This is a genomic window from Kribbella sp. NBC_00889, assembly GCF_045207705.1.
GTDB lineage: Bacteria > Actinomycetota > Actinomycetes > Propionibacteriales > Kribbellaceae > Kribbella.
The window spans coordinates 4,579,221-4,598,308 of sequence record NZ_CP108783.1; the positions used below are offsets into that span (position 1 = coordinate 4,579,221).

Genomic DNA, 19,088 nt, shown 5'->3' on the forward strand with positions numbered 1-19,088 from the left:
GATCCCTCAACCGTCGTCCGCGCAACTGGCGATGTCAACGTCCCGCCCGGCCGGGAGTTGACCACTGTGCTGCAAGGATGGGCGGGTGACTGAGTTCTGGGACAGCATCACGTCGGCGCAGCCCGATCCGTCGCTGCGACTGGTGATCGGGACCGGTGTCGTCGCACTGGTGCTGATCGGCTTCCGGCCGCTGTGGCGGTCGACGCGCCAGGTCGTGACGATCGCGCACGAAGGTGCGCACGGACTGATCGCCGCACTGGTCGGACGGAAGCTGTCCGGGATCAGACTGCACTCCGACACCTCCGGAGTCACCGTGTCACGCGGCCACCCGACCGGTCCGGGCATGATCGCCGTACTGCTGGCCGGTTACCCCGGACCGGCCCTCTTCGGCCTCGCCGCTGCCTTCGTCCTGAGCCGCGGGTACGCCGTTGCGATGCTCTGGGGACTCCTGGTCGCGTTGCTGATTCTGCTGCTGCAGATCCGCAACCTTTACGGCCTCTGGTCGGTCGTTGTCTTCGGCGCCCTTGTCTTCGGCATCTCATGGTGGGGCTCACCGTCGGTCCAGTCCGCCTTCGCCTATCTGCTGACCTGGTTCCTGCTGCTGGCCGCGCCTCGCGCCGTACTCGAGTTGCAGCACTCCCGCCGCTACGGGCAAGGCCGTAGCTCCGATGCGGATCAGCTGCGACGGCTGACCGGCGTACCGGCGCTGATGTGGGTCGGCGTGTTCGGTCTGGTGACGTTGGGATGTCTGGCGCTCGGAGTGGTGTGGTCCGGCGTACTGCCGGGCTAGACCGGTGGTGGCAGCGTCACACCGAAGCCGGTGACGGCCAGACGCAGCAGGACTTGTCCGGGACGTAGCAGGTCGGCGATCTTGGCAGCGCTGAGCAGTTCGAGCTCCGCCAGACGGGTCGCGTAGGCGTCTGGTCCTTGCTTGCGTGCGTGCTGCAGCTCGACGGTGTTGTGCCAGACCTTCTGACGGGACTCACGCAGGAACCGCCGCGAGGACAGCCGGTTGAGCGGTGTCAGCACCTGATCGAGCAGACTCCGCGCACCACCGAGCTCGTCGTCCTCCGCGCTGACGCGTTGGGCCAATACACCGTCGATCCGTTCATGGTCGCGGCGCCGTCGCTCCATGAGGTACGGATCGGTGAAGTCGGCGTCGCTGATTACCGCGAGGAGGGCCTGCGGGAGGTCGTAGTTGACGTGCGCGTTGATGCCGAGCAGGACGTGACGCAGCGCTGGGATGTCGGCGGGCGCGTCGAAGGCCAGCCGCCACGGGCGCGATACTCGAGCGCCTGGCGTCAAGGCGGCATCGTGCGCATCCAGGTACAGCTCGGCGAACTTCACATCCCAGTCCTCGACCCAGGACGGGTCTTCGAAGCGCGCCAGATCGATGGCGTCACCAACGGCTCGGGTGGTGCGAAGGTATGTGCTCAGGAAGATCCGGCGGTGGGCCAGGTCGTCCGGCAGCTCGTCCAGCCGCTGCTGCATCCGGGCGACGATGCCAACCACGGGACTACCATCGTTCATCGGGGTCTCCTGTGGAGGAGGGGGTCATGCCTGCGACAGGTCCACGGTCCTTCGACCCAGTGGTTGTCGGCAATCGCGAGACCGACGCCTGGGCCGCGTACTACCGCCATGAGTGGCGGAGTTTCCTCAGCGCCTCCGTCGGGATGGTCGCCGCCGCGTTCGGTATGTCACCCCGCCGGACCCTGGCCGGAGCGTGGTACGTACTGCGCGCCAACCAGTTATGGGCACCGTACCCCGACAACCAGCCGGACGCGGCCTGCGCGTACATGCGCCGCTTCTACGATCTCGTCGCCCAGGACGGCGAGTTGCCGCTCGACCCGGCACGGGCGGCCCGGCTGGAGGTCGAGTGGTGGCGCATCCATCGCGCGCAGCAGCACGACGAATCGGTCACCGCCGACCAACTGGAGGCCGCTCTGGTCGACCTCTATTCCTACGCGTACGACGCCGATCCGGAGGCGGTCCGGCCCGCGGCCGCGCACCGTGTCGAGGCAATGAACCTGTCCGATCGATGGGTCCGGGCAGGATGCGACCGCGACGACCCGCTCCTCGCGGCAGAGCGGCGCGCGCTGGTCGCGTCGTACGCCGCTCTCCGCAAGGCTGTGGAGCGATCGCCGTTCAGGCGCGCCCACCCGTGATCGGACGACCCCGCTGCGCGACGCCCGGACCGCCGTAGGGGTAATCCGCCGCGCCCGGATCGCTGGCCTGGTTGAGCTTCTCGGTCTCCTCCGCGGTCAGGTGCAGGTCGGCCGCGGCCAGGTTGTCGTCGAGCTGCTCGATCGTGCGGGCACCGAGGATCACCGAGGTGACGGCGGGCCGGTCGACCAGCCAGGCGAGGGCGACCTGCGCCATCGAATTTCCACGAGCGGTCGCGATGTCGCGAACCGCGTCGACCACGTCGCGGACGCGCTGGTTGGTGCTGCGCCGGCGCCACGACTCGACACCGCGGTCCGGGTTCTCGCCGAGGCGGGTCGCGCCGGTCGGCTCCTCGTCGAACGAGTACTTCCCGGTCAGCCAGCCACCGCCGAGCGGCGACCACGGCAGCAGGCCGAGCCCGTTCTCCTGCGCGGCTGGGACGATCTCCCACTCGATCTCCCGCACCAGCAGGTTGTACTGCGGCTGCAGCGTGACGAGTCGCGACCAGCCCCGGCGGTCGATCAGGTCGCAGGCCTTCTGCAGCTGCCACCCGGTGAAGTTGGACAGTCCGGCGTACCCGATCTTGCCCGCGCGTACGGCGTCCTCGAGGAAACCGAGCGTCTCGTCGAGCGGGGTGACCGGGTCCCAGGCGTGCAACTGGTACAGGTCGATGTGGTCGACGCCGAGCCGGTTCAGGGAGGCGTCGAGCGCGCGACGCAGGTGCCGGCGGGAGGTGCCGACGTCGTTCGGGGTGTCGCCGGTCGGGAACCGGCCCTTGGAGGCGACCACCACGTCGTCCCGGGCGCTGCTCTTCGCCAGCCAGCTGCCGACGATCTCCTCCGAGACACCGCCGGTGTAGACGTCCGCGGTGTCGATGAAGTTGCCGCCGGCGGCGACATACCGGTCCAGCTGCGCGTGCGCGCCGGCCTCGTCGGTCTCGTTGCCGAACGTCATGGTGCCGAGCGCGTAGGTCGAGACGATCGCTCCACTGGCGCCCAGAGTGCGGTATTCCACGGTTGCTCCTCATTTGTCCGGACTTGCTGCGACCCACCTTAGAACTGTCGGGAGTGGGTACTACGGTGGCTGTCCATGAACACAAGAGAACTGCTGATCGACGCGTACAGCCGGATCCAGGAGGAAGTGCACGCGGTGGTCGACGGGCTGGACGAGAAGACTCTCGCGACCCGGCCGGGCGACACGGCCAACTCGATCGCCTGGCTGGTCTGGCACCTGACCCGGATCCAGGACGACCACCTCGCCGGCGTCGGTGGATACGAGCAGGTCCTGACCGCGGACGGGTGGCACGAGCGCCTCGGGCTGCCGTTCGATCCCGCCGACACCGGCTACGGGCACACCTCCGAGCAGGTCGGCCAGGTGCAACTGTCGGCCGAGCTGCTGGCCGGGTACTACGACGCCGTGCACGCGCGGACGCTGGAGTTCCTGCGGCTCGTCACCGACGACGATCTCGACAAGATCGTCGACCGGAACTGGACGCCGCCGGTGACGATGGGCGTGCGGCTGGTGAGCGTGATCGGCGACGACCTCGAGCACATCGGTCAGGCGGCGTACGTCCGGGGGCTGCTCAGCTGAGCGTGGTCTCCCACAACGCCGTACCGGCGATGAGATAGACCTTGTGATCCTGGGTGACCGCTGCGTCGGTCACCAGGCCCTGCGGACCGCTCGACTCCTGGACCGTCCAGCTGCCGCCGGTCCCGGTGACCACCTTCACCTTGTTGTCCTGAGCAACGATCTGGACGACCTTGTCACCGTCGACGATCGGCGGCGGCAGTTTGTCCTTGTCGCCGACCGGGATCGACGGCACACCCTGGAGCCGTTGCGCCGTACCGTCGGCGCCGAGCCGCCAGATCGCCAGCTTCCCGTCCACGTAGCCGGAGATCACGCAGTCCTTGCTGCAGGTCGCGGTGTTGGCCTGACTGCGGTTGCCGGGATCCGGCAGGACGATCCGGGTCCAGCCCTGATTCAGGTCGGCCGATCGCCAGACCGCTGCCTCCTGCGCGACCACGTTCGGCGCGAGCCGCACCTGGGAGCCGACGAACACGACGCTCTTGCCGAGCGTCGTCCCGAAGCCCGGCCCGACGAGGAGGGACGGCGTACTCTGCAGGGCGGTCTTCGCCGAGCTCAGCCGATTCCACTTGGCGTCGCCCTGCGGCAGCCAGACGGTCGCGTCGTTGCCGGTCTCGACCCCGCCCCAGGAACCGAGCAGGGCCCGGCCGCCGGAGGAGGTGATGACGGCCGAGAACAGATCGCCCGCGTCCTGCCCGCCGAAGGTCCAGAACACCTGCGGGCGCTCGATCAGGCCACCGGCGACCGAGCCTGTCCAGACGGTCCAGCGGGTGTTCGAATGCGCACCACCCGATGCGCCTCCCAGTGCGAGGAGTTGCTTCCCGTCGTAGGCGATCGAGTACCAGACCGCTTCGTAGGCGTACGGGCTCGCCGGGTTCGGCTTGATCGCGATCTTTGTCTGTTTCCCCTGGTCGAGGAGGACGAGACCCGGGACGACCTCGGCTCCGCGATTCCGCAGGCCGATCAGCAGCTGGTCGCCGTACGCCCGGAGGGCGACGGGCTCCGCGCCGACGTCGACCTTCGACCAGGCCACCGCGGGCGCTGCCGGTGGTTGCTTCTTCTCCCCGCTGCACGCGGCGAGGACTGCCATCAGCGCGATGGCCGCGACCAGGCGACGCATCAGCGGTTCTGGGGAAGCTTGGTGGTGGACTTGCGGCCGGTCCGCGGCGCGGACGGCGGTGGCACGACCGGGCCGATATCGCCATCGGGCGCGACGTCCAGGTCGATGATCACCGGCGCGTGGTCGCTCGGACCGGTGCCCTTGCGCGCCTTGCGATCGATCCACGCTGCCTTCACCCGGTCGGCGACCGGATCGGTCGCGAGCATCAGGTCGATCCGCATGCCGAGGTCCTGGTGGAACATGCCGGCGCGGTAGTCCCAGTAGCTGAAGACGCGGTTGTCCGGCCAGCGATCGCGGACGACATCGTGCAGGTCTTTGGCGCTCATCAGGTCCGTCAGCGCCAGTCGCTCCGGTGGCGTCACGTGGGTCTGCCCGACGTACGCCGCTGGGTCGAACACGTCGGCGTCGGTCGGGGCGATGTTCATGTCACCACAGACGATCTGGTCGGCCGGTCCGGCGGCGATCACCTCGCGCAGAGCAGCCAGCCAGGCGAGCTTGTAGTGGTAATGATCGGAGTCCGGAGTGCGCCCGTTCGGCACGTAGAGCGAGTGGATCCGGATGCCACCACAGGTCGCCGCGACCGCGCGGGCCTCGGGATCGGGGAAGCCTGGCGCACCGGCGACGCCGGTCACCACATCCTCCAGGCCGACCTTCGAGAGCAGGGCTACGCCGTTCCACTGCACCTCGCCGTACAGGGCTGTCTCGTAGCCGCGGCCGGCCAGCTCGTCACCGAGCAACGAGGTGAACGCGTCGTTCGCCAGTTTCGTCTCCTGCAGGCACACCACATCCGGTTGCCGTTCGTCCAGCCACCCCAGTAACCGGGGCAACCGCTGCTTGACCGAGTTCACGTTCCAGGTAGCCACTCGCACCCGGCCAACGGTAGACCTCAGGACGGACCATTTCAGCCCGTTAGTTGCGCGGTCGGACATATCACTTGAAGTGTATATACGCTTCTTGTAATATTTCTGGGCATGGACGTCTTCGAGGCGATCGCCGAGCCGAGCCGGCGAGAACTGCTGGACCTGCTGTCCGAACGCGAGCGGCCGGCCGGTGAGTTGGTCGCGCACCTGCACAAGCTCACTCAGCCCGCGGTCTCCAGGCATCTGCGGATCCTCCGCGAGGTCGGACTGGTCGAGGTCCGGCCGGACGGCCAGCGCCGGATCTACGCGCTGTGCGCCGACCGCCTGATCGAGATCGAGAACTGGATCAGCCGCTACCGCAGGTACTGGCCGCGCCACCTCGGCGCCCTCGAGAACCACTTGGCCCGAAACCAGAAGGAGCCCACCGAATGACCACGCAGGACCACCACGGCGACCTGATCATCGACGGCGACCGCACCACGATGACGTTCCGGCGTCATCTGCCATATCCGATCGACGCTGTGTGGGCCGCGCTGACCGATCCGCTCGAGCGCAAGGCTTGGTTCGGCGAGACCGTGATCGACGGGCGCACCGGCGGCATCATCGAGATGATGCCGGACGAGCCGCCGGCCGCGCCCGACGCCAAGCGCCTCACCGGGCGCATCCTCGTCTGGGATCCGCCGCATGTGTTCGAACACGAGTGGCACCAGCGCATCGTCGAGGACAGTGTCGTGCGGTACGAACTGTCCGTGGACGGCGACGGGACCCTGCTGATCTTCACCCACACCGGGCTGTCCGTCACCAACGCGCGCGGCTTCATGCCTGGGACGCACGCCTTCTTCGATCGGCTCGACGCGCAACTGGCCGGGGCCGAGTTGCCCAACTGGTCCGACCGGTACGCCGAGGTGGCGGCGTCGTACCCGGCTTGGTCCTGAACTCCCTTTGGCAGGCATCATACGGCGCTTGCTTGGGTGGGGCCGCCGTCATCCACAGGCGGGGGTTGTGACGCCCGGTAGTTATCCACCGACGGAAAGTTGATCCGTTCAGCGCGGCGAAATCGCGGCACTCTCTTGGGCAGGAGCTCTTGGGCAGCAGCTCTTGGCAGGAGCTCTTGGCAGGAGAGAGGGGAACGGATGGCTGAACTGGACTGCGAGCCGGCTGACCGGACCGCACTGGTCGCCTACCTGCGCGACATCGGGAACCACGAACTACTGACTCTGGAAGAGGTGAAGGAGCTCTCGTACTGGATCGAGGCCGGGCTACTCGCGGCGGAGCGGCTGGCCGGCGAGCACGGCCGGCACGATCCGGCCGACCTGCAGCAGGTGGTCGCGCTCGGCAAGCAGTCGTGGCGGCGGATGATCGAGTGCAACCTGCGGCTGGTCGTGTCGCTGGCCCGGCGGTACACCGGGAAAGGCATCTCGCTGCTCGACCTGATTCAGGAAGGGAACATCGGGCTGATGCGGGCGGTCGAGCGGTTCGACCACCGCCTCGGCCACCGCTTCTCGACGTACGCGATCTGGTGGATCCGCCAGGCGATCGGCCGGGCGATCTCCGACCGATCACGACTGGTGCGGATGCCTGCCCAGGCGTATACCGACTCCGGCCGGCTGGCATCGATCCGGCATGAGCTCACGCAGACGCTCGGCCGCGATCCCACCACTCGGGAGCTCGCAACGGAGACCGGTCTGTCGGTGGCTCGGGTGGAACGCGCCCAGGCGTGGCGGATCCATCCGGAGACCCTCGATCTGGACGACTCCGAACCCGTGATCGACGACGAGTCCGTCGTACTGCACGCCGGCCTGCGCCGGGACATCGCCTACCACCTGGAGTTCCTTGACGATCTGCATCAAGCCGTTCTCCATCACCGCTATGGGCTGAGAGGCCATATCCCGAGCACCATCGAGGAAACCGCCACCCAACTCAGCCTCCCTCCGGACCGGATCCGCGTCCTCGAACGAGAAGCCCTCCGCCAGCTGCGCCGCCGAGCCCACCACCATCTCCGCGACTACGCCGCCTGAACGCCTTCGTGGACGTGGGCGGTGCGGGCTGGGTTGGTGGGGGCTGGGATGATGAGCAGGTGAGACTCAGGCGTAGTTCCTGGCCCCGTGAGCTGACCGAGGCGGTGTCCATCGCGTCCCGGCACTCACCCGTCGGCAAGGAAGACATCCTGGCCGCCGTCCGCCTGACCAACGGCACATGGGTCGCGGGCACCCGCGCGGCCGTCTACCTGCCGACCGACTCGCCGGAGTCCGTCCGTCGCGTCGGCTGGGAGAAGATCGAGCGCGCCGGCTGGGACTCCGACGCCTCGGTCCTGCATGTCTACGAGACCACCGCCTTCGGTACGCCACTACGCGCCACCGACCTCCAGGTCGACGACCCAGGCCGCTTCGGGCAACTGCTCCGCGAACGGGTCGACGCGAGCATCGTGATCCAGCGCCACGTCCCCCTCGTGGGCAAGCGCGGCGTACGCATCATCGGCCGCCGCAACCCGGCCACCGCCGACGTCCCGGTCACCTGGAACTTCGTTCTGGACAAGGGCTTGGAGCCGGACCAACCCGGCGTACTGGATGCCGCCGAAGAGGCCCTGAAGTCGGTCCGGGACGAGTTCGGAATCTGACCCAGAAGGCAAGCCCGGGCAGGCCGAATCCCGTTTTTGTAGTTCGGCCCCGTCCTGCTAACCTACTCAGGTCCTCGGGGTTCGGGGACAGGTTCCATCCCGATCCCGCGTAGCTCAATTGGCAGAGCAGCCGGCTGTTAACCGGCAGGTTCCTGGTTCGAGTCCAGGCGCGGGAGCACAGAGCGTGACCGCCTAGCTTTAGGCACTTGAGCGCCCGGACCGGGCCCCTCCTGGTCCGGGCTTTCTCCTGTGCTGAGCCATTCGTACGGGACGCCGGTTCGCATCGCCCACAGCCGGACGAAGGCCATTTGAGGCACAACACGACCGTTGATCCAGGCGCCGACAGTGTTGCGGGAGACGCCGAGGTAGTCGGCAATCTCTTGGACTGACACGTCTGCGACCCGCAGCGCCTTACGTAGGCGGTCTGCGAGGTCGAACTGAGGGATATAGCCCTCGGCCGGTGCGTTACTCATGCGTTGAGTCTTGCATCACAACTACCCAAGTGCAACGCGCGTTGCCAACGAACGTTGCGGTCGCGCTGGATCGAACGTTTGCAACGCGCGCGTTCTGTCATGTCCGGGTTGCTTGGCCAACGCACGGTCCCTGTGCAATGCTCAGTGCATGGCAAACGCAAACCTGATCGGCAGCGCTCAAGCGTGCCAGACGCTCGGCGTCGACAAGAGCACCCTTAGCCGTTTGGTCAAGTCCGGTGACATCACACCCAAGGTCAAGCTGCCGGGTCGCAATGGCGCGATGCTGTTCGACCCGCGGGACGTGAATCGACTCTGCCTCGACCGCGGCGCCGCGCGAGCCAAGTAGCCGGGGCGCCCGGTCACGTCAGCCGCGCTGCCCCCATCGCGCCTTGACCGGGTGCCCCGTTCCAATCCCTGGAACTGGAGGACACTTGCTGTGAGCAACGAACTAGTGAGACAGGCGGCCGAGGCCGTCGAGGACCTGCGCAAAGCCCTTGAGCTGTGGTGCACACGCGACCTGGCCGGGCCGAACTCTCTGAACGTGCACCGGTCCGGCCCGGCCGCAGTGGCCGCCGCCGATACGGCGTTGCGAGCGCTCATGTCGATACGCGACCAGACCTCGGCGGCGGTGATCCGTTACCGGACCGCGCAGGACGCCCGGGTCAGCGAGATGCTGGCGCCGGCCGTTTCCGTGCTGCTGCCCGAGCTGGCGGGCATGCACACGACCGCGGACGCGAGCGGCACGGCAACCGCGTCCTACACCTGCGGCGACTGCGGCCAGGTGTTCCCGGTCGACCCGTCCGACCCGATCGAGTCGCACGGCGCCTACCTCGACCACCAGGCCGAGCATGACGACGACGCGGCAGAGCAGGAGCTGTCCTGATGGCGGGCGCGTACTGCCAGTTCTGCGGTCATCGGTGCTTTGTGTACCGGGTGCTAGCCGACGGCCGAGGGTGCCACCTGGCGACCTGCCTGCGTGGCATGGCGCACGACCGCAAGGTCTGCGGCCAGGACCACACGACCGCCCGCAACCCGCACGCCGAGGCCGACCAGTGAGCGCCCGGGCCAAGGCCGCGCTGGTGTCGGTCCTGATCATGGCTGCGGTCGCCGGTATCTGGTTCGGCGCGCTGGCCATCCTCGGCACGCCCGGGCAGGGGGACTGCCCGGGCGTCAACCCGCCCGCCGCCGTGCCCGGCCCGCCCGTGGTGGCCGACCGATGAACGTCATTCGATACCAGGCACGTGACGTGACGTGCGCATCGTGCAGGTCCCGGGTGGCCTACGCCGTACTGAAAGACGGCGACCTGTACGCGACGACGTGCGCCCGTCACCTGGCCCTGTGGAAGCGGAGGACGGCCGAGGCCGAGTCCGCCGATTCAGTGTCAAGGCGGCCTTGACATGGCCAGGCGGCGCAGGGAAGTCGAGACAACCGAGTACCTGGCGATGGTTCGGCGCCTGCTGCGGACGGCGGCCAAGCGCGTCGGAAATGCCGATGAGGTCGAGCTGGCCGAGCTGGTGGCGCTGCGCGAGGACCTGGAACGCGCCATCACCGAGGCGGTGACGATCCAACGCGGCCAATGGGGTCGGTCCTGGGCCGAGATCGGCCGCGGCCTCGGCACCACCCGTCAGGCCGCCCAACAGCACTACGGAAAGGAATCCGCATGACCACCAACGCAGTCGAGCTGTCCCCGCTGACCATCAGGGCGTGTGTACGCCGGATCACGTCGGATCTGCACCCCGGCCGCAGTGAGGCCGCGATGTGCTCGGCGGTGTCCTACCTCGGAGACGCAGCGGGCGGCCTGCTCGACCAGCACCTGGTCGAGAGGGTGCTCCGCGGCCTGGCCGCACAGGCCAAGCCCGAGGAGTACAACGAACTGGTACGTCAGACGCTCGCTGTGGTCGCGCTGTGCGGCGTCTGCGGCGTCCCGGCCGATGACGAGATGTGCGACCGCTGCGCGTCGGTGACCAACCCATGATGTGGACGTTGCTCGGAGCAATCAACGGCGGCGTTCTGCTCGCACTCATCCTCGCCGCGCTGCTGCTGGCCTCGGCCTGGTGCCTCGGCCCGGCCAAGCGGAACACGGCCTACAACCCAACCGTAGAAGGGACCTCGACCGTGCCCCGTACCGTCGCCAAGCTCCGACCGTTCCCGTGTGAGGTCGCCGGGTGCCAGGGCATGCGCAGCGCTCGACACCTGGTGTGCCCGGCGTGCTGGAAGCGCGTCCCCAAGCACCTACGCGCTGACGTGTACCGCCAGTGGGACGCTTTCCAGGGTCGGCAGCCTGGCGGCTACCTGCGGTGGATGGCGGCCCGCCAGAAGTGCCTGGAGTCCTTGCAGTGAAGGCGAAACCCTGCAACTGGTGCGGCCGGCCGATCATCTTCGTGAGCCTGGTAACCGGCACTCCGATGCCCTGTGAGCCCGTTCCCGACCCGGACGGCACTGTGTGTGCCCGCCTGGTCGAGGGCGGGCTGTCGGGCTGGGTGGAGTCACGCGAACGGCCACACGAACCAGGAATGCGCCGGTACATGCCACACAAGGCGCTATGCCCGGTCAAGCCGCGGCGCAGGCGGCAGCCTGCGGCCCGGACCAATGAGGAGAGCTGATGACCGCGCTCGGCCGCTACTGCCTCGCGGTCTGCTACTGCGGCCAGTGCCCGCAGTGGCAGGCTGCTGCCCTGTCTGCGGCCGAGCGTGCGCGCCTGCTCGACTACCTGGCGCACCCGCCGCGCAAGCAGACGCCGAGCTGGTACCGCGATCCGCTCGGACGCGGCCAGCTCAGTCAGGCTGCGCACTGATGGGCGCGTCTCTGGTCGCGGCTGCCACGGTCAACGTGCTGCCTCACCTCGGCCGCAATCACGCTGCGCGCGTTGCGCTGCTCATTATGGCCAACACGGCCAAGGACAACGACGCTGAGCCCTGGTATCAGGCGGGATGGCGGCCGATCGCCAGCGCGCTGGGCCTGTCCGGGTCGGAGGCGACCCAACGCGACCGCGTGACCAAGGTTCTCGGCCAGCTAGAGGATATCCACGCAATCCGCATCGTCCAGGCCAAGGCGCCCGGGCGTCAGGTGAAATACGGCCTGGACTTCTGGCGGCCGTTGCGCCTTATCCACAGTGTGGATAACCCGCCCCACAGGGACCCCGGAACTGTGGATAACTCCCACAGGGCAACACGTTGACACTCGGTCCTAACGACCGGCAACACTCGGTCGTAACGACCGGCAACACTCGGTCGTAACGGCCGGGTCCCTATATAGGAAGAGGAGACAAAGAGGAGCTATGGAGGAGATATATGGACCCGACCCCGTACAGGTGCCCGCTGCTCACGTGTGGACAACGGGCCTGCGTGACGCTCTCGCGGCCCGCATCGATGCCGCCTTGCTCGCGGCCCTGCTGACCGCTGGTCGTCGGCCTGGTCCAGCCCTGAAGCTCGCCGAGATCCTGACGCCGGTAGTTACCGGCCTGCTTGCAGACCGTGCGATCCTGACCGCTGCACAGTTGCTGGCCGATGATGAAGGGAAAGACGCCACCGACGAGGGAGCCACGCAAGGCAGTCTGTTGCCTACAGCAAGCATTGTGTCTACCCGTCGTCCGCAACTCTGAGTGACCCCGGAGACCTGAACCCCATGCACACGCACACCGCCTGGTCCGGCCGAGCTGTCGCCACCGCCCGCGCCTACATCTCCGCACGCCTGCCCGCACCCTGCGGCCAGTGCGGCGAGACCGTGACCGCTGCCGATGAGTGGGTGGTCGGCCACATCAAGTCGAGGGCTGCGTACCCCGGGCTCACCTGGGTGCCGAGCAACTGGCGTGCCGAGCATCGCAAGTGCAGCGACCGCACCGGGCAGGCCGCGGTGATCGAGAAAGCGCGGGCCGAAGGTGCCGCAATCGCCTTGCAGGGCAGGGTTTTTCCCGCCGCGGCGACCCGCTGGGAATCTCCGCCGCTTCCGCTCTCTCTCCCCGATCCCTTGCCTAGATCAACCAACCGGAATTCAGGATCGTTCAACCCTGGCCCGCCGAAACCCGCCGCGCCCGTCGAGCCCCGAGCTGGACTCGCGTGGGACCCGCAGGCGCTGGCGGCGTGGCCGTGGCTGGCGGCGTTCGCCGAGGTTCCCGAGGATGCGAGCCCGCCGCTGTACATGACCCCGCCGACCGAGGAGGCGGTGGGCAGCTACGGCGCCGAGGCGGTCGCGTGGATCGAGGAGACGCAGCGAATCCGGTTGCGGTGGTGGCAGCGCCTGGCGATCACGCGGCAACTTGAGCACCGTGCGGACGGGTCGTTGGTTTGGCGGTCGGTGGTCGAGTCGTGCCCGCGGCGGGCGGGCAAGTCCGTGCGCATTCGTGGGCTGGCGCTGTGGCGGATGCAGCACGCCGAGTTGATCGGCGAGGTTCAGACGGTCGTTCACTGCGGCAACGATCTGCCGATCTGCCGGGAGATCCAGCGCGGCGCCTGGCGGTGGGCCGACTCGCAGGGCTGGGAGGTCACGAAGGCGAACGGCAAAGAGGCGATCGAGGCGCTCGACGGCAGTCGGTGGCTGGTCCGGTCGCAGGAAGGCGTGTACGGGTTCGATGCCGGGCTGGCGGTGGTGGATGAGGCGTGGGACGTGAAGCCGGACACTGTGACTGAGGGACTGGAACCGGCGATGCTGGAGCGGCTGTGGGCGCAACTGCACCTGACTTCGACGGCGCATCGGCGGGCAACCTCGCTCATGCGGACGAAGATTTCCGAGGCGCTGACCTCGGACGACGGTGAGACGCTGTTGATGCTGTGGGGTGCACCGGCCGGTGCGGACCTGGGCAGTGCCGAGGTCTGGCGGGCCGCCTCGCCGCACTGGTCGGAGGACCGGCGTCGGATGATTGCCGCCAAGTATTCGGCGGCGTTGTCGGGCGAGGCGGACCCGCAGGCCGACGACCCCGACCCCATGGCGGGGTTCGCCGCGCAGTACCTGAACATGTGGCAGCTCACCGCGTCGGCCGTCATGCGCGGCGACCAGGTGGTGACCGACGAAACGTGGGCCGAGCTGGTGGAGGAGCTGCCTGCCGGTGCACCGTTCGCGGCGGCGGTCGAGTCGTGGTTCCGGGCCGGGGTGTCGGTGGCGCTGGCGTGGAAGACCCCTGGGCGGGTGGTGGTCACGGTGGCCGACTACGCCGACCTGCGGGAAGCGGTGGCGGCGGTCCGGGCGTCGGGTTTTCGGCGTACCGCGACGGTCGGCGCAAGCCTGCTTGAGGACCCGGCCATGACCGGGGTCCGTGCCCGCGCCGGGCAGGGCCGGACGGGCGCCGCGGTGGCCGAGCTGGGCCGCCTGGTGGCCGAGGACGTGTTCAGCCATGACGGTGGCGCCCACCTGACTGGGCAGGTGCTGGCGGCCCGCACGCTGCCGGGCGCGGACGGCCCACGGATGGTGTCGACGGGCCGAGCGGATGCCATCAAGGCGGCGGTGTGGGCGGTCGCGGACTGTCGCCGCAAGACGGTCGGCAAGCCGCGCATCATCGTGGCCGCCGCCGCACGCTAGCCGCGGCGACACGCCCAATGCCCGTGCAGCGTTCGTTGCACGGGCATTGCGCATGTCACAGTTTGCGCCGTGGGAATCCTTCGAGCACTGGGCCTCAGTCGCGGGGTCGAACAGAACCCGTCGCAGATGCTCGCCGTTCCGACCGGGCGCGACGTTCGGGCCATCTCGGCCACGCCTGCGGTCGCCGCGCGGTTCGCGGCCGACATTGACTCGGGCGTGCTGTACGGGACGCCGAGCCTTGAGGACTACATCTTCGGTCGTCTCAAGATCAGCCGCGCCGAGGCGCTGGCGGTCCCCGCGGTCAAGCGGGCGCGTGACCTGATCTGCGGCGGCATCGGGCAGTTCCCGTTGATCCTGGTCGGCCCGGACGGCAAGCCGGTTGAATGGTCCCTGCTCAGCCAGCCTGAGGCCGGGGTGGCCCGTTCGGTGTCGATCACCCGAACGGTTGAGGACCTGCTGTTGTCGGAGCGCGCCTGGTGGAAGACAACGCACGTCGGTTGGCACAATCGGCCGGCCGAGGTCGTGCGCCTCGACGCCGAGACGGTCACTGTCCAACCCAAGTACGTCACGTACCCCGAGGGCACGGCGCTGGTCTGGCCTGACGTGCCGGGCCTGATCCGGATTGACTCGCCGAACGGCGGTCTGCTCACCGCGTCAACCGCGATCAAGGCTTACATCTTGCTGTCGCGCATCGCGTTGCGGGCGGCTGACGGCGTGCCTCCGGTCGACTGGTTCGAACCGGCCGATGGTGCCGACCCGATCGGCATTCCCGAGGGCGACGAGACGCAGGAGGAGGCCGACGCGCGGGCGATCGGCGAACTACTCGATGCCTGGTACGCGGCCCGGCAGGCGCGCATCACGGCCTATATCCCGGCCGCGCTCAAGTACAACCGCGACGGGTTCGACCCCGAGAAGCTGCAACTTGCAGAGGCGCGCGAGTTCGCGATTACCGAGATTGCGCGGCTGACCGGGATTGATGCCGAGGACCTGAGTGTGTCGACCACGAGCCGCACCTACTTCAACGCGCAGGACCGGCGGCGGTCGCGGATCGAGGACGTTCTAGGGCCGTACATGACCGCGATAGAGGGTCGCCTGTCCCTGGACGACCTGACTCCGCACGGATACCGGGTCGTGTTCGACACGTCGAGCTATTTGCGCCTTGACGACCAGGCCGCGGCGTCGACCGACGCAACGCTCATCGGCGCCAAGGTCCTGCTACCGGACGAGGCGCGCGAGAAGCGCGGCCTTGAGCCGCTGGGCCTGCCCGCACCGGCCCCGGCCGACCGGCCCGAGCTGCCCGCCGCGGCCCCGGCCGACCGGCCCGAGCTGCCCGCCGTACAGGAGGAAACCAGCAATGCGTAGGACAGTCACTTTCACGGCGGCGGTGTTCGAGGTCGACCAGGCCAAGCGCACCCTGAGCGGAATGCTGCTGCCATTCGGCGAGATCTCGCGGCCCGCGATGGACGAGGCGACCGGCAAGCCCGCGCGCTTCACGTTCGCCGATGCGTCCAAGGTCACGCTGCCCGAGGACCCGTCCGACGTGGTGCTCAACATCGCCCACGATCGCACGTCGCTCGACCAGCAAGTGGGCGTCGGAACCAAGCTGACACCGACTGCCGAGGGCGTGCTGGCCGAGTTCGGCATTGCCCGCACCCCCGAGGGCGACCGCGTGCTGGCACTGGCCGACGCCCGCATTCTCAAGGCGTTCTCAGCCGAGGTCGAGGGCGAGTTCGAGGTTGACCGCGACGGCGTACAGAACGCCAAGGCAACGACCGTGACCGGTGCCGCGGTGGTCCGGGTGCCCGCGTTCACGGGCGCCCACATCACAAGCGTTGCGGCGTCCGCCGCACAAGATCAGGAGGAAACCAACGTGACAGACACGAAGGTCGGCGCGGGTGAGACTGTCGCGTTCGCCAAGGCCGAGGGCGACGCGCTCATGGCGCAGGTTGCGACCCTGACCGAGAAGCTGGCCGAGCTGGAGAAGATCAAGCTTCCGGTCGGCCCGGGCAGCGCGCAGTTCCAGGTCGTCGAGGAGCCGATTTACCGGTTCGCAGGCGTCGAGGGAGCCCCGTCCGGGTTCGACTTCGCCACCGACCTGCTGGCGGCCGGCAAGGACGGTGACGGTGCAGCGCTGGCCCGCCTGCAGAAGTTCACCACCGAGCGGCTGAGTCCGCAGTTCGCGGACCAGCCGACGACCACCGCCGACGTGGCGGCGGTCAACCCGAGTGTGTACCGGCCGGACATGTTCCTCGGCCAGGCGCCCGTACCGGCGTCCCCGCTGTACGACTTCTTCCACAAGGGCGGGCTGACCAACGTCACCCCGTTCTTCTGGTCCAAGCTCGACCGGGCCAACACTGATATCGGCGTGGCCGACCACGTCGAGGGCGTCAACCCCGAGTCGCGCGACCTGGTGACCGTGGCGGGCGCGACCGTGACCCCGGCCCCGGTCAGCGGCCGGGTGCACATCACGCGCGAGGTTGCCGACCAGGGCGGAAACCCGGTCGTGTCCGGGCTGGCGTGGGCCGAGTTCGAGCGGTCGTTCAAGATCGCGCTGGAGACCAAGACCGCCGCTCTGATCACCGCGGGCCTGGCAGGCGTGACCCCGCTGGCCACGATCGCCACCGGCACCACCGGAGTCAACGCCGGGCTGGCCGTCGAGGGCGGCCTGGTCGATCTCCAGTTCATCCCGGACGGGTACCGGTTCGCCCGGGCGTTCGGTCACGTCGACCTCTACAAGGCGCTGGCGCTGGCGGTCAACGGCAGCGGAGACAAGATCTACCCGATCCTCTCCCCGCAGAACCGCGACGGCCAGGCGGCCGACAAGTTCGCGTCGCTCCAGATCGCCGGATACGGCATGTACCCGGCCGCTTCGCTCGGCCCGACCAGCGCGGGCGCCAACAACAGCCTGGTTGCCGACCCGGCCGCGGTGCACGTCTGGAACAGCGGCCTGACCCGCCTGGACAAGCTCTCAGAGACCGCCGAGGGCTGGGATATGGCCACGTTCGCGTACTTCGCTGGCGTGCTGTACGACGTCACCGGCCTGCGCAAGATCACCTACACCAAGTGAGGTCTGGAGACATGACCGAGAGGACCAAGCGCGTCAAGGCTGAGGCCGTCGAGCCCGTGGCCGTCAAGGTGGGCGACACGATCGAGCTGGTGGGCAACGGCCTGGCCGTGCTGCCAGATCACACGGTGGTCACGTGCCGCCAGCGCTACACCGTGCAGCACGAGGGACGGCACGTCATCGGCGGCATCGAGTACGACGCGACCGACCCGCGCAAGACCGAGGCGGCCGACCAGGCCGACCCGGAGGTCTGAGCCGTGCCCGTGCCCACGCTACAAGAGGTCACCAACTACCTGGGCGAGACCAGCGCAACGGTGGAGCAGATCACCGACGCGCTGGCGGCCGAGCAGGCCGACCAGGCGAACCGGTGCCGGGTGCCGGCCGATGCCGACCCGTGGCCCGCCTCGCTCTCGCAGGCGCTCAAGCGGCGGGTAGCGCGGAACCTGGCGCTGCGTGGGCTGCCAATCGCTGTACTGCAAGGGGATTCCGAGTCGGGTTCGCTGGTGCTGCCCGGCTCGGACCCCGAGGTCCGGCGGTTCGAGGGGCCACACCGCAAGCGGGCGTTCGGATGAGTTTCGAGATCACGCGCGCCGAGCTGGCCGCGCAACTGTCCACGGTCGAGGGCGTCACGGGGTACGCCAAGCGCCCGACGATCATCACGCCCGGCGACGCCTGGCCGTTGCTCGGTTCGTTCGGCAACCGCAGCGGTGGCGCGTTCCAAGTCACCTGGCGAGTGATCGTCATTCTCGGCAAGGAGGAGGCCGCGGCCATCGACAAGGCCGAGGCGCTGCTACCCGAGCTGGCCGAGGCCATCGACTCAGTGGCCTACGTCGACGGCGGCCAGCCGTTCGCAGTACCCACACAGGGCGGCGAGCTGTTCGCCCTGGAAATCACAGCGAGGAGTGAATAGGATGCCACCGGCAACAGGCGCGTTCGTGATGAAGGACGCGCTTATCTCGTTCGGCGCGACCGAGTACGGCAACCAGTGCAAGGAAATGCGCCTGGTCCCGGACCAGCCGCACCAGGTCTACAAGACGCTGGTGCCGGACGGCGCAGCGGTCGACGTGGACAACGCGACCTGGACACTCAAGATCGCCGGGTTGCAGATCAACCAGACTGGCGGCCTGGCCGACTACCTCAACGACAACGCCGGGACGCCCGTCGACCTGGTGTTTGAGCCCAAGCGCGGCGGCAAGTCGGCCGCGGTGACCGTGATGGCCAAGCACACCGATTTCGGCGGCGAGACCGGATCATGGGCCGAGGTCGAGCTGGAGTTGCCGTGCGTCGGCTCTCCCGTCTTCACGCCCCCGGCAGGCTGACATGATCACCTTCACCCTGACCCCGGACTACGGCGATTCGCTGGTGGTCGAGGCCGACTCACGCGACATTTTCGTGTGGGAGAAGACCAACAAGGGCAAGAGCCTGGGCCAGCTCAAGGACAACCTGTTGATGGGTGACATGTACCCCATCGCGCACATCGCGGCCAAGCGCCTGGGCGAGGACGTGCCCGGCAAGCTGGACGATTTCGTCCAGGCGTACAAGCTCGACTGGGACGAGGACGAGGCCGAGGCCGAGACCGCCGCGGACCCTACCCAACCGGCAGCCTCGGCCGAAAGCTAGTCGCGCTGGCCGTCGCTACCGGAATCGCCCCGAGTGTGTGGGCGGCCGAGGGAGCGGCGGCCATCCAGACGGCCAG

At 68.4% G+C, this 19,088-nt stretch carries 30 protein-coding genes and 1 tRNA gene; 26 read left to right on the top strand and 5 right to left on the bottom strand.

Going from position 1 to position 19,088, the window contains the following annotated elements; translation table 11 throughout:
* Positions 1-85: 85 nt before the first annotated feature.
* Positions 86-790, top strand: coding sequence for a M50 family metallopeptidase (locus tag OG817_RS22040; protein ID WP_406046556.1), 705 nt, complete (start codon positions 86-88; stop codon positions 788-790).
* On the opposite strand, the gene OG817_RS22045 is transcribed toward OG817_RS22040, so the two are convergent.
* The gene (locus OG817_RS22045) at positions 787-1,530 is read right to left on the bottom strand and encodes a DUF5995 family protein (RefSeq protein WP_406046557.1); all 744 of its coding nucleotides are present in this window, start codon (positions 1,528-1,530) and stop codon (positions 787-789) included. The genes OG817_RS22040 and OG817_RS22045 overlap by 4 nt on opposite strands.
* 26 nt (positions 1,531-1,556) lie before the next feature.
* Here OG817_RS22045 and OG817_RS22050 point away from each other — a divergent pair, with 26 nt between their 5' ends.
* Positions 1,557-2,165: a hypothetical protein gene (locus tag OG817_RS22050; protein ID WP_406046558.1), complete on the top strand. Its 609-nt coding sequence runs from the start codon at positions 1,557-1,559 to the stop codon at positions 2,163-2,165.
* On the opposite strand, the gene OG817_RS22055 is transcribed toward OG817_RS22050, so the two are convergent.
* Positions 2,146-3,177 (bottom strand): aldo/keto reductase, encoded by a 1,032-nt coding sequence (locus tag OG817_RS22055; RefSeq protein WP_406046559.1) that lies wholly within the window; start codon positions 3,175-3,177, stop codon positions 2,146-2,148. The two genes, OG817_RS22050 and OG817_RS22055, sit on opposite strands and share 20 nt — an antisense overlap.
* Before the next feature lie 75 nt (positions 3,178-3,252).
* On the opposite strand from OG817_RS22055, the gene OG817_RS22060 reads away from it, so the two are divergent.
* Positions 3,253-3,753 carry a mycothiol transferase gene (locus OG817_RS22060; RefSeq protein WP_396397500.1) on the top strand — a complete coding sequence of 167 codons (501 nt, stop codon included), beginning with the start codon at positions 3,253-3,255 and terminating at the stop codon, positions 3,751-3,753.
* Here OG817_RS22060 and OG817_RS22065 read toward each other — a convergent pair.
* On the bottom strand, positions 3,746-4,867 hold the full coding sequence (locus OG817_RS22065; RefSeq protein WP_406046560.1) for a hypothetical protein: 1,122 nt from the start codon (positions 4,865-4,867) through the stop codon (positions 3,746-3,748). The genes OG817_RS22060 and OG817_RS22065 overlap by 8 nt on opposite strands.
* Positions 4,867-5,736 (bottom strand): exodeoxyribonuclease III, encoded by an 870-nt coding sequence (locus tag OG817_RS22070; protein WP_406046561.1) that lies wholly within the window; start codon positions 5,734-5,736, stop codon positions 4,867-4,869. The genes OG817_RS22065 and OG817_RS22070 overlap by 1 nt, the downstream gene beginning before the upstream one ends.
* A 102-nt stretch (positions 5,737-5,838) precedes the next feature.
* Between OG817_RS22070 and OG817_RS22075 the strand changes: the two genes are divergently transcribed.
* The 5 genes from OG817_RS22075 (at position 5,839) to OG817_RS22095 (ending at position 8,520) form a co-directional block, all read left to right on the top strand.
* Positions 5,839-6,159 carry an ArsR/SmtB family transcription factor gene (locus OG817_RS22075; protein WP_406046562.1) on the top strand — a complete coding sequence of 107 codons (321 nt, stop codon included), beginning with the start codon at positions 5,839-5,841 and terminating at the stop codon, positions 6,157-6,159.
* Positions 6,156-6,662, top strand: a complete 507-nt coding sequence (locus OG817_RS22080) for an SRPBCC family protein (RefSeq protein WP_406046563.1) — start codon at positions 6,156-6,158, stop codon at positions 6,660-6,662. The genes OG817_RS22075 and OG817_RS22080 overlap by 4 nt, the downstream gene beginning before the upstream one ends.
* Before the next feature lie 198 nt (positions 6,663-6,860).
* Entirely contained in the window at positions 6,861-7,745 is an 885-nt protein-coding gene (locus OG817_RS22085; RefSeq protein WP_406046564.1) for an RNA polymerase sigma factor RpoD/SigA, read from the top strand.
* A 59-nt stretch (positions 7,746-7,804) separates the two neighbouring features.
* Positions 7,805-8,344 (top strand): hypothetical protein, encoded by a 540-nt coding sequence (locus OG817_RS22090; protein ID WP_406046565.1) that lies wholly within the window; start codon positions 7,805-7,807, stop codon positions 8,342-8,344.
* A 103-nt stretch (positions 8,345-8,447) separates the two neighbouring features.
* Positions 8,448-8,520: transfer RNA gene (locus OG817_RS22095), tRNA-Asn, on the top strand.
* On the opposite strand, the gene OG817_RS22100 is transcribed toward OG817_RS22095, so the two are convergent.
* Positions 8,482-8,817 (bottom strand): helix-turn-helix domain-containing protein, encoded by a 336-nt coding sequence (locus tag OG817_RS22100; protein WP_406057477.1) that lies wholly within the window; start codon positions 8,815-8,817, stop codon positions 8,482-8,484. The two genes, OG817_RS22095 and OG817_RS22100, sit on opposite strands and share 39 nt — an antisense overlap.
* 148 nt (positions 8,818-8,965) lie before the next feature.
* Here OG817_RS22100 and OG817_RS22105 point away from each other — a divergent pair, with 148 nt between their 5' ends.
* The 18 genes from OG817_RS22105 (at position 8,966) to OG817_RS22190 (ending at position 19,012) form a co-directional block, all read left to right on the top strand.
* Complete coding sequence (locus OG817_RS22105; RefSeq protein ID WP_406046566.1) at positions 8,966-9,163, top strand: helix-turn-helix transcriptional regulator; 198 nt, start codon at positions 8,966-8,968, stop codon at positions 9,161-9,163.
* A 90-nt stretch (positions 9,164-9,253) separates the two neighbouring features.
* Positions 9,254-9,700: a hypothetical protein gene (locus tag OG817_RS22110; protein ID WP_406046567.1), complete on the top strand. Its 447-nt coding sequence runs from the start codon at positions 9,254-9,256 to the stop codon at positions 9,698-9,700.
* Positions 9,700-9,873 carry a hypothetical protein gene (locus OG817_RS22115; protein WP_406046568.1) on the top strand — a complete coding sequence of 58 codons (174 nt, stop codon included), beginning with the start codon at positions 9,700-9,702 and terminating at the stop codon, positions 9,871-9,873. Before OG817_RS22110 ends, OG817_RS22115 begins: the two co-directional genes overlap by 1 nt.
* Positions 9,870-10,037 carry a hypothetical protein gene (locus tag OG817_RS22120; protein ID WP_406046569.1) on the top strand — a complete coding sequence of 56 codons (168 nt, stop codon included), beginning with the start codon at positions 9,870-9,872 and terminating at the stop codon, positions 10,035-10,037. Before OG817_RS22115 ends, OG817_RS22120 begins: the two co-directional genes overlap by 4 nt.
* 177 nt (positions 10,038-10,214) lie before the next feature.
* Entirely contained in the window at positions 10,215-10,481 is a 267-nt protein-coding gene (locus OG817_RS22125; RefSeq protein ID WP_406046570.1) for a hypothetical protein, read from the top strand.
* Positions 10,478-10,792: a hypothetical protein gene (locus OG817_RS22130; RefSeq protein WP_406046571.1), complete on the top strand. Its 315-nt coding sequence runs from the start codon at positions 10,478-10,480 to the stop codon at positions 10,790-10,792. Before OG817_RS22125 ends, OG817_RS22130 begins: the two co-directional genes overlap by 4 nt.
* The gene (locus OG817_RS22135) at positions 10,789-11,157 is read left to right on the top strand and encodes a hypothetical protein (protein ID WP_406046572.1); all 369 of its coding nucleotides are present in this window, start codon (positions 10,789-10,791) and stop codon (positions 11,155-11,157) included. The genes OG817_RS22130 and OG817_RS22135 overlap by 4 nt, the downstream gene beginning before the upstream one ends.
* Positions 11,158-11,419: 262 nt before the next feature.
* Positions 11,420-11,611, top strand: coding sequence for a hypothetical protein (locus OG817_RS22140; protein ID WP_406046573.1), 192 nt, complete (start codon positions 11,420-11,422; stop codon positions 11,609-11,611).
* The gene (locus OG817_RS22145) at positions 11,611-11,994 is read left to right on the top strand and encodes a hypothetical protein (protein WP_406046574.1); all 384 of its coding nucleotides are present in this window, start codon (positions 11,611-11,613) and stop codon (positions 11,992-11,994) included. Before OG817_RS22140 ends, OG817_RS22145 begins: the two co-directional genes overlap by 1 nt.
* A 100-nt stretch (positions 11,995-12,094) precedes the next feature.
* The gene (locus OG817_RS22150) at positions 12,095-12,418 is read left to right on the top strand and encodes a hypothetical protein (protein ID WP_406046575.1); all 324 of its coding nucleotides are present in this window, start codon (positions 12,095-12,097) and stop codon (positions 12,416-12,418) included.
* 23 nt (positions 12,419-12,441) lie between these two features.
* Positions 12,442-14,328 (top strand): HNH endonuclease, encoded by a 1,887-nt coding sequence (locus OG817_RS22155; protein WP_406046576.1) that lies wholly within the window; start codon positions 12,442-12,444, stop codon positions 14,326-14,328.
* Between the two features lie 126 nt (positions 14,329-14,454).
* A complete protein-coding gene (locus OG817_RS22160) occupies positions 14,455-15,690 on the top strand; it encodes a phage portal protein (RefSeq protein WP_406046577.1) in 1,236 nt (411 codons plus the stop codon).
* Positions 15,683-17,395, top strand: a complete 1,713-nt coding sequence (locus OG817_RS22165; protein WP_406046578.1) for a hypothetical protein — start codon at positions 15,683-15,685, stop codon at positions 17,393-17,395. Before OG817_RS22160 ends, OG817_RS22165 begins: the two co-directional genes overlap by 8 nt.
* Before the next feature lie 11 nt (positions 17,396-17,406).
* Positions 17,407-17,646 carry a hypothetical protein gene (locus tag OG817_RS22170; protein WP_406046579.1) on the top strand — a complete coding sequence of 80 codons (240 nt, stop codon included), beginning with the start codon at positions 17,407-17,409 and terminating at the stop codon, positions 17,644-17,646.
* A gap of 3 nt (positions 17,647-17,649) precedes the next feature.
* Positions 17,650-17,964: a hypothetical protein gene (locus tag OG817_RS22175; RefSeq protein WP_406046580.1), complete on the top strand. Its 315-nt coding sequence runs from the start codon at positions 17,650-17,652 to the stop codon at positions 17,962-17,964.
* Positions 17,961-18,302: a hypothetical protein gene (locus OG817_RS22180; RefSeq protein WP_406046581.1), complete on the top strand. Its 342-nt coding sequence runs from the start codon at positions 17,961-17,963 to the stop codon at positions 18,300-18,302. The genes OG817_RS22175 and OG817_RS22180 overlap by 4 nt, the downstream gene beginning before the upstream one ends.
* Position 18,303: 1 nt before the next feature.
* A complete protein-coding gene (locus OG817_RS22185) occupies positions 18,304-18,711 on the top strand; it encodes a hypothetical protein (protein ID WP_406046582.1) in 408 nt (135 codons plus the stop codon).
* Between the two features lies 1 nt (position 18,712).
* A complete protein-coding gene (locus OG817_RS22190) occupies positions 18,713-19,012 on the top strand; it encodes a hypothetical protein (protein WP_406046583.1) in 300 nt (99 codons plus the stop codon).
* Positions 19,013-19,088: the final 76 nt, after the last annotated feature.

Coding starts and splice junctions, on each gene's coding strand:
- OG817_RS22100 (WP_406057477.1), bottom strand. CDS start 8,817: ATGAGTAACGCACCGGCCGAGGGCTATATCCCTCAGTTCGACCTCGCA.
- OG817_RS22165 (WP_406046578.1), top strand. CDS start 15,683: ATGCGTAGGACAGTCACTTTCACGGCGGCGGTGTTCGAGGTCGACCAG.
- OG817_RS22185 (WP_406046582.1), top strand. CDS start 18,304: ATGCCACCGGCAACAGGCGCGTTCGTGATGAAGGACGCGCTTATCTCG.
- OG817_RS22150 (WP_406046575.1), top strand. CDS start 12,095: ATGGAGGAGATATATGGACCCGACCCCGTACAGGTGCCCGCTGCTCAC.
- OG817_RS22155 (WP_406046576.1), top strand. CDS start 12,442: ATGCACACGCACACCGCCTGGTCCGGCCGAGCTGTCGCCACCGCCCGC.
- OG817_RS22180 (WP_406046581.1), top strand. CDS start 17,961: ATGAGTTTCGAGATCACGCGCGCCGAGCTGGCCGCGCAACTGTCCACG.
- OG817_RS22050 (WP_406046558.1), top strand. CDS start 1,557: ATGCCTGCGACAGGTCCACGGTCCTTCGACCCAGTGGTTGTCGGCAAT.
- OG817_RS22075 (WP_406046562.1), top strand. CDS start 5,839: ATGGACGTCTTCGAGGCGATCGCCGAGCCGAGCCGGCGAGAACTGCTG.
- OG817_RS22085 (WP_406046564.1), top strand. CDS start 6,861: ATGGCTGAACTGGACTGCGAGCCGGCTGACCGGACCGCACTGGTCGCC.
- OG817_RS22115 (WP_406046568.1), top strand. CDS start 9,700: ATGGCGGGCGCGTACTGCCAGTTCTGCGGTCATCGGTGCTTTGTGTAC.
- OG817_RS22105 (WP_406046566.1), top strand. CDS start 8,966: ATGGCAAACGCAAACCTGATCGGCAGCGCTCAAGCGTGCCAGACGCTC.
- OG817_RS22130 (WP_406046571.1), top strand. CDS start 10,478: ATGACCACCAACGCAGTCGAGCTGTCCCCGCTGACCATCAGGGCGTGT.
- OG817_RS22170 (WP_406046579.1), top strand. CDS start 17,407: ATGACCGAGAGGACCAAGCGCGTCAAGGCTGAGGCCGTCGAGCCCGTG.
- OG817_RS22125 (WP_406046570.1), top strand. CDS start 10,215: ATGGCCAGGCGGCGCAGGGAAGTCGAGACAACCGAGTACCTGGCGATG.
- OG817_RS22080 (WP_406046563.1), top strand. CDS start 6,156: ATGACCACGCAGGACCACCACGGCGACCTGATCATCGACGGCGACCGC.
- OG817_RS22160 (WP_406046577.1), top strand. CDS start 14,455: ATGCTCGCCGTTCCGACCGGGCGCGACGTTCGGGCCATCTCGGCCACG.
- OG817_RS22140 (WP_406046573.1), top strand. CDS start 11,420: ATGACCGCGCTCGGCCGCTACTGCCTCGCGGTCTGCTACTGCGGCCAG.
- OG817_RS22190 (WP_406046583.1), top strand. CDS start 18,713: ATGATCACCTTCACCCTGACCCCGGACTACGGCGATTCGCTGGTGGTC.
- OG817_RS22065 (WP_406046560.1), bottom strand. CDS start 4,867: ATGCGTCGCCTGGTCGCGGCCATCGCGCTGATGGCAGTCCTCGCCGCG.
- OG817_RS22060 (WP_396397500.1), top strand. CDS start 3,253: ATGAACACAAGAGAACTGCTGATCGACGCGTACAGCCGGATCCAGGAG.
- OG817_RS22045 (WP_406046557.1), bottom strand. CDS start 1,530: ATGAACGATGGTAGTCCCGTGGTTGGCATCGTCGCCCGGATGCAGCAG.
- OG817_RS22145 (WP_406046574.1), top strand. CDS start 11,611: ATGGGCGCGTCTCTGGTCGCGGCTGCCACGGTCAACGTGCTGCCTCAC.
- OG817_RS22135 (WP_406046572.1), top strand. CDS start 10,789: ATGATGTGGACGTTGCTCGGAGCAATCAACGGCGGCGTTCTGCTCGCA.